This is a genomic window from Proteus sp. fly-1013 (assembly GCF_040140245.1).
In the GTDB taxonomy this organism is placed as follows: domain Bacteria; phylum Pseudomonadota; class Gammaproteobacteria; order Enterobacterales; family Enterobacteriaceae; genus Proteus; species Proteus mirabilis_B.
This window is the reverse complement of the sequence record NZ_JBEEWD010000006.1, coordinates 326,889-333,642: the sequence shown is the minus strand read 5'-3', so window position 1 is coordinate 333,642 and position 6,754 is coordinate 326,889. Positions and strand designations below refer to the sequence as shown.

At 31.6% G+C, this 6,754-nt stretch carries 7 protein-coding genes; 1 reads left to right on the top strand and 6 read right to left on the bottom strand.

Annotated features, from left to right (window positions below; translation table 11 throughout):
- Positions 1 to 158: 158 nt before the first annotated feature.
- Both ABN236_RS13725 and ABN236_RS13720 read right to left on the bottom strand, forming a co-directional pair.
- A complete protein-coding gene (locus ABN236_RS13725) occupies positions 159 to 695 on the bottom strand; it encodes a metallophosphoesterase (protein WP_088495582.1) in 537 nt (178 codons plus the stop codon).
- A 132-nt stretch (positions 696 to 827) separates the two neighbouring features.
- Positions 828 to 1,607: a helix-turn-helix domain-containing protein gene (locus ABN236_RS13720; RefSeq protein WP_227719010.1), complete on the bottom strand. Its 780-nt coding sequence runs from the start codon at positions 1,605 to 1,607 to the stop codon at positions 828 to 830.
- A 286-nt stretch (positions 1,608 to 1,893) separates the two neighbouring features.
- Here ABN236_RS13720 and ABN236_RS13715 point away from each other — a divergent pair, with 286 nt between their 5' ends.
- Positions 1,894 to 2,451: a GNAT family N-acetyltransferase gene (locus tag ABN236_RS13715; RefSeq protein WP_349474237.1), complete on the top strand. Its 558-nt coding sequence runs from the start codon at positions 1,894 to 1,896 to the stop codon at positions 2,449 to 2,451.
- 66 nt (positions 2,452 to 2,517) lie between these two features.
- Here ABN236_RS13715 and ABN236_RS13710 read toward each other — a convergent pair whose 3' ends face one another.
- From ABN236_RS13710 to ABN236_RS13695, 4 genes are all read right to left on the bottom strand, one after another.
- A complete protein-coding gene (locus ABN236_RS13710; RefSeq protein ID WP_349474236.1) occupies positions 2,518 to 3,801 on the bottom strand; it encodes a cystathionine gamma-synthase family protein in 1,284 nt (427 codons plus the stop codon).
- A 278-nt stretch (positions 3,802 to 4,079) separates the two neighbouring features.
- Complete coding sequence (locus ABN236_RS13705) at positions 4,080 to 4,880, bottom strand: MetQ/NlpA family lipoprotein (RefSeq protein WP_088495578.1); 801 nt, start codon at positions 4,878 to 4,880, stop codon at positions 4,080 to 4,082.
- A 217-nt stretch (positions 4,881 to 5,097) separates the two neighbouring features.
- A complete protein-coding gene (locus tag ABN236_RS13700; protein ID WP_349474235.1) occupies positions 5,098 to 5,631 on the bottom strand; it encodes a carbapenem self-resistance protein CarG family protein in 534 nt (177 codons plus the stop codon).
- A gap of 206 nt (positions 5,632 to 5,837) precedes the next feature.
- Entirely contained in the window at positions 5,838 to 6,215 is a 378-nt protein-coding gene (locus ABN236_RS13695) for a lysozyme inhibitor LprI family protein (protein WP_227719009.1), read from the bottom strand.
- Positions 6,216 to 6,754: the final 539 nt, after the last annotated feature.

Sequence of the window (6,754 nt, the reverse complement as noted above, 5' to 3'; positions counted from 1 at the left end):
GTTCGTTTAGTGATTGGTTTCATTACACTCTCCAATTTCAGATTGGAAAAGTGTCAACCTTATTCAGGACGGGTCAACATAAACAAAAAAGACATCCAATGGATGTCTTTTTATATGAAATTCTTTTGCGAGTAGCTCGCTACAGCTAATTAATAAGGTTATTTAGATGTTCTTTTTAGTATGGTTTCAATGCTAATGGGGAAAAAGTCATTCACATCGACACCGACATTAATTGCGTTCTTTCCTAAAACATCTAAACGTTTACGTTGAGAGGGATCTTTTTGTGAATTATGAACATGGCCATATAAATGAATAGAATCACGGAAAAAACCTGCCCATTCCAATATAGGGTAATGAAACATCACAATTTTTCTTTTTTTATAATCCAACTCAAAATAATCTTTTACCCATTCAAAAACAGATGCATCAAATTCAGGATCGTCTAGAAATTTGTCGTGATTTCCGCGGATAAGGTACTTTTTACCCCTTAATCGGCGCAAGATTTGATTAGCATCTCGCCCTGTTCCTCGATAAAGAAAATCACCTAAAATGTAGATTTCGTCATTATCAGAGACGTAAGCATTCCAATTATGAATTAAAGTGTCATTCATATGGCTAACACTATTGAATGGACGATCACAAAGATTGAGGATATTTGAATGGCAAAAATGTGTATCAGAAGTAAAATAAATCATAGTAAATTCTTAATAAGTAATAAAAACCTTAACCTTAAGAAAATATTTTCCCTCGGTCTGTATAGTGATATTTTTTCAAAATAATTTCCTCCTTTAGTTAAATATTAAACAATAAGCACAATATCATCTGTTTTATTGTCGTTGATGTTGTTTGCGGTAACCAGATAAAGAATTACCTGTTTCTCTTTTAAAGTATCGGCATAAATAAGAGGGATCATCAAAATGAAGTTTTATTGATAACTCATTTACCGAAAGCGAAGTGTGCATTAATAATGCTTTTATTTCAAGGGTAACTTGACGGTTAATCAAGGTCTTAGGTGCATCATTAAAAAATTGCTTTGTTATTTGTGATAAATAAAACGGTGTAATATTAAGCTTATTTGCATAAAAAGCCACCTCTCTATGCTCTAAACAATGTTTTCCAATCAATTCCCAAAATTGCCAACAAAGCTTTTCTTTACGGCTGAATTCTTTTTTGGCGATAGAAAAATGTGCGGGTATTGATTCAGTAATAGCAAAAAAGAGATTTTGTAAGTGATTTTTTAACATCAATTTTCTGTGTTCAGAATAACTGTTATCTATATATTTTAGTTGTTGAGTCCATCGGTTTAAGGCTTCATATTGCTCTTTTTGTGGGTGGCAAACAGGATTTTCATGGAGAAAAGCAAATAAAGTATTAGAAAGAGAATAAGCAATTTCTGAGGCAAAAGATTTATCGAGAAAACAATAAAATAAGCGAAAGTTTGCTGACTTCTGACTCAAAACTGTCATCATATCATCGCCTAATATAAGAATATCATTCGCTTTTATCGCTTGTTTTTGAAAACCTATATTAATTATTGCTCTACCTTCTAAACAAATCATAACCACAATATAGGAGAGTGGTAAAGGGTAACCGGTTTCATTCGTCATATTACTTTCACCAATCATGGCATGTTGTAATGACGCATTAAGTTGTGACAACACTTGACTCAACATAATCAAATAACCCCTTTTAATTTTTCTCTAGTACTTTTCTGTTTTTATATTTGACGATATTGAACTTAATAACAACTATTTCCTTTTATTTAGTTGTCAAAAGTACCGATTTTACCTCTTTTATGACATTCGGTTCTTTATCTCTTTTCTTTAGAATACACACATCTTAAAGACGTAAGATAAATTGCAGAATATTAAAAAATTAAGAGAAGTTATTGAAATGAAAACATTAAAAACAGAAAGACTTGTATTGCGCCCTTGGAAACTTTCTGATGCGTCAAGTTTGTATCAATATGCAAAAGATGAACGTGTTGGTCCAATTGCAGGTTGGCCTGTACATAAAAGTGTTGGAGAAAGTGCCGAAATTATTCGTACTATATTTATGCGCGACGAAGTTTACGCCGTTACGCTAATTAATGATGATCAAGCTATTGGTTTGGTTGGATTATCTTTCGCAAATGAGAGTAATTTCCCAATTGGAGATAATGATGCTGAAGTCTCTTATTGGATTGGTGTTCCATTTTGGGGTAAAGGTTTAATACCTGAAGCTGTAAAAGAAATTAGTCGGCATAGTTTTGAAACACTGGAATTAGATAATTTATGGTGTGGTTACTTCGCTGATAATGAGAAATCTCAAAAAGCACAAGAAAAATGTGGATTTAAATTTCATCACGTTATTGAAGAGCAATATGCAGAATTTTTAGATGAAGTGAAAGTTGAAAATATTTGCCGCTTAACTAAAGATGAATGGGTTGAGATCCAAAAACAGACCTATTAAAACAAAAACACCAGACTGTGAAATTCACATTATCTGGTGTTTTTTAATATTAATACGACTATTTAATTAAGCACTTGCTAATGCTTGGGATAAATCAGCAATTAAATCTTGTGGATTTTCGATACCAATCGATAAACGAATTGTCGTGTCTTGAATACCAATGCTATGTCGTAATGTCATTGGTACACCTGAATGCGTTGTTGAACCCGGATGGCAAGCTAGAGATTCTGTTCCCCCCAGACTTACTGCAAGTTTAAAAATTTTCATTGCATTAAGAAAACGGAAAGCTTCACTTTCTCCGCCCACAATATCAAAAGAAAAAGTGGAGCCTGCACCTGTGCATTGTTTGGCAAAAACCTGAGCTTCAATAGAATTTTTATCCGCAAAAGGTAAATAGTGGATTGCTTTTACTTTTTCATGATCACGCAGAAATTCTGCAACTAATAACGCATTCTGATTGGCTTTTTCCATTCTAATTTGTAACGTTTCTAAAGAGCGGCCTAGCATCCAGCAAGAATGTGGATCAAGTTGTGTCCCTATTGCTCCTCTTAATAATCTGATTTGATTAATAAGTTCACGAGAGCCCATTGCAGCACCTGCAACTAAATCTGAATGTCCACCCACATATTTAGTCAAAGAGTAAACTGAAATATCAGCACCTTGTTCTATTGGATGCTGATATACAGGACCAAGCAATGTGTTATCACAAACGATAATAGGACGATAGCCTTGTGTTTTTTCTAATTGGTCAGCAACGTTTTTTAATGCTTCGATATCTACTAAGGAATTAGTTGGGTTTGCAGGAGTTTCTGCAAAAATAACGGATACACGCCCTTTTTGACGGGCTTTATTTGCTTGTTCTTGAATAAGTGAAAGGTTAAGTCCATCAGTAAATGGTGTTGCTTGAATACCAAATTTAGCCAGTGTTTTGGCTATTAAAGTCTCGGTTCCACCATAAAGTGGCTGTGAGTGCAAAATAACATCACCAGGCTGTGTTAATGCCATTAATGTTGTGGTGATTGCAGACATTCCTGATGAAAATAATACGCAAGATTGTGTATTTTCATAAACAGCTAGTCTGTCTTCAACAATTTCACTATTAGGCTGATTAAAGCGAGAATAAACCAAACCTGCTTTTTCGCCTTCAGGCAAAGGTTTTCTACCACTTACGGTATCAAAAAAAGCTTTGCCCTCTTCAGCACTTTTAAAAATAAAGGTAGATGTTAAAAATACAGGTGGTTTAACTGAACCTTCAGAGAGTAATGGATCATAGCCATAACTCATCATTAGTGTTTCTGGGGATAGTTTATGCTCGCCGATATATTGTTTTTTCAGTTGAGAGTCAGTCATTTTTTTATTTCTTATGTTTAATGAAGGATCTTTATCATACTGAAAAAAATTCATGTTGTTAGAATGTTTTATATAGAATAAAAACCAGTAGTTATATAAACATAATGAATTCAAGTATAAAAATAACTTTAAATAAAAAGTTCTATTAATTGAGCAGTATTTAATCAAGGTAATTTGACTAAATAAAAGTTGATTATTCTAGTTAAAAAAGGAAAAAACCGGATGAACTTAAAGATAAAAAGAATAAATGTCTCTTTTTACCTTTAAGTTAAGGAATATTACCAAGCTCTGACCGCATCACCTTTATACATTTCTTTGAATTTTAACTCTATTTGTCTTGAATGCAGAACTGAAATCAGCTTTTTTATATTTTCATCATTTTTGTTATCTTCACGCGTAACGATAACATTAGCATAAGGTGAGTTTTTATTTTCTAAGATCAACCCGTCACGAGTCGCAATTAGTCCCACTTGGGATGAAAAATTATTGTTGATTATAGCCATTGTGACACTTGGATCATTTAATGCTTCAGTGAGCTTAGGTGTATCGACTTCAACAAAAGTGATTTCTTTTGGATTATAGATAATATCATCTACTGTTGGTGTGAAACCAACATTATCGCTAAGAGTAATAAGATGATTTTCTGCTAGTAATAAAAGTGCACGCCCTTTCATACTAACTTCATTTGAAATTGCAACGACATCACCAGGTTTTAATTCATTTATATCGCTAATTTTTTTAGAGTATGCGGCTAAAGGAAAGATATACGTTTTACTGGCAATATGAAATTGGTAGCCATGCTCTTTCATTTGAGATTGAAGATAAGGAATGGATTGAAACGCATTTGCATCAACTTCTTTATCGTTCAATGCCTTATTAGGCTGAACATAATCATTGAAAGCAACAATCTCAACATCTAACCCTTCAGTTAATTTCGCTAAACGAATAACTTCATCCCAAATCACTTGATCAGGCCCTGTATTAATTGCCACTTTTACTCTATGTGTATCTTCTTGTGAGCAAGATACAGTAAATAGTGATATTGAGGCTAGAAGTAAACCTGTAATAATTTCCTTCATATCTCCCTCTTAAACAGACTTCGATAAAACAGCGCCATAAAAATCATTTTGATTAAGAAATATCCTAACAGTAGATTAATAACAAGGAACAAGAAATGATACAAGTACCCAGTGCATATAAAGAAAGGAATATTATTTATATTTTTACAATGCATTGTTTTATAAAACAAAAAAATAACACATCATATTATGATGTGTTTGTTATTTAATTGTAGATTTATTCATTAACAATTGTGTTTATGCAATTATCAGAATACGCATCTTCAACGCTAAGATAGGATGACTCAGTGACACAATAGTTATTAAATTGCCATTTAAACTGAATTTCATCACCTCTCTTATTTTCTAAAATAGAATAACTAGAGAAACGAATTGGTGTGGGTTTTTGTAAGTTGTTTCCTACTTTTTCCGCACTTAACAAAACAACGTGGTCTTTTCTCTCAATGAATTTGAAATCAGAGATGGTGATATCTGTACCTTTAATCTTATTGTTATAAAGACTCAAAGCGTTAGCATATATGGACGGAACAATATAAACCTTTTGATCACTTCCTTTGATATAAACAGTTACCATATCAACAGATGTTGAATCATTTAATGGTCGTATAGACTTAACAACGACATCAAGAACACCATCACCATTAAAATCGATAAGATTTACTCCATATTCGAGTTTAATATCTGCTGATGCAGAAGCAAATGGTAGCGATAAAAAAAGTAATCCTAGCCCAATTTTTAATATCTTATTCATTGTATTCACTTCTTTTTTTGCTTATTACTTGTGCATCAGACTACTTTGTAGCATTGATTAGTCAAGGCATTTTATGTTTCAAAATAATACAAAATTTACAATTGTATCATCTATAAATTATTTTCATGCTAATCACTATACTTATTTGACTATTATAAAAAGAATATATTTTTAATATTTATATTTTTTAGATTTAATGTTTAGCTTTAATATAGAGCAATATAATTTTTAAGATCGCTAATTCTTTCTTTTGTTTTATCTTTTAAGCAACTGCTATATACCATTGGTGCCAAACTACCACCTTGATAATAGTCTGCTTCATATTGGCAAGAGAGATCTCTAAAATTAATCCAAACCAACTGTGCTTGCTTAAGTTGATCTTTTCGACCACCATCTAATTTGGCATAATATTGCTGATAAATACGGTTAAGTTCTTCATCTTTTTGCTGAAAATCCTGATACACGCATTGATTAATTTCAGTTTGAGTCGCCGCATTTCGACAATCAAAATTATCTGCTTGTAAATGTATAGACCAAAATAGTATACCGCCAGATATCGCACCGAATAGGATAAGTTTTTTCATCACACCGTCCATTTTTGATTAAAAATATCGCTAAAGATATTTACTTCATTCCTTTACCACTTAATTTAAAAGATAAAAAAAAGTAATTTCTTTATCAGTTTAGCAATATTTCTTATATGACAATTACGTGAAAACAACACAAAAGCGTTCTATTTTAGATAATCTAATTTAGATGGCAATATTTAACCTTGAGTAATTGTACTGATATTTCATTTAAAGAAAATATTTATTTAATACAAATTTAAAAAAATGATAACTCAATATCTTTTTTCTTTAACAATAAATGCCATTTACAAAAAAACTAAGCAAAATAGTAATCAAATTCTCTTGTTTATTTTTTTCGTACTGAGATATTTTTATTAAAAATATCTAATCAATTTTACTTTAATAAGCAACTCATCTTACCAGTTTCTATTTAAGCAAATTTTAATAAAATCACTTCAATTAATTAGACTAGACAGTCTAATTAGTACATATTATATAAATGTGGTCATAAATGGTTTATTTATAATACTCACGGGTCTGTACCCATCGTGGAT

Excerpts from the sequence above, each read along its gene's own strand:
- ABN236_RS13720 (WP_227719010.1), bottom strand. The coding sequence starts at position 1,607 with ATGACGAATGAAACCGGTTACCCTTTACCACTCTCCTATATTGTGGTT.
- ABN236_RS13700 (WP_349474235.1), bottom strand. The coding sequence starts at position 5,631 with ATGAATAAGATATTAAAAATTGGGCTAGGATTACTTTTTTTATCGCTA.
- ABN236_RS13725 (WP_088495582.1), bottom strand. The coding sequence starts at position 695 with ATGATTTATTTTACTTCTGATACACATTTTTGCCATTCAAATATCCTC.
- ABN236_RS13715 (WP_349474237.1), top strand. The coding sequence starts at position 1,894 with ATGAAAACATTAAAAACAGAAAGACTTGTATTGCGCCCTTGGAAACTT.
- ABN236_RS13705 (WP_088495578.1), bottom strand. The coding sequence starts at position 4,880 with ATGAAGGAAATTATTACAGGTTTACTTCTAGCCTCAATATCACTATTT.
- ABN236_RS13710 (WP_349474236.1), bottom strand. The coding sequence starts at position 3,801 with ATGACTGACTCTCAACTGAAAAAACAATATATCGGCGAGCATAAACTA.
- ABN236_RS13695 (WP_227719009.1), bottom strand. The coding sequence starts at position 6,215 with ATGAAAAAACTTATCCTATTCGGTGCGATATCTGGCGGTATACTATTT.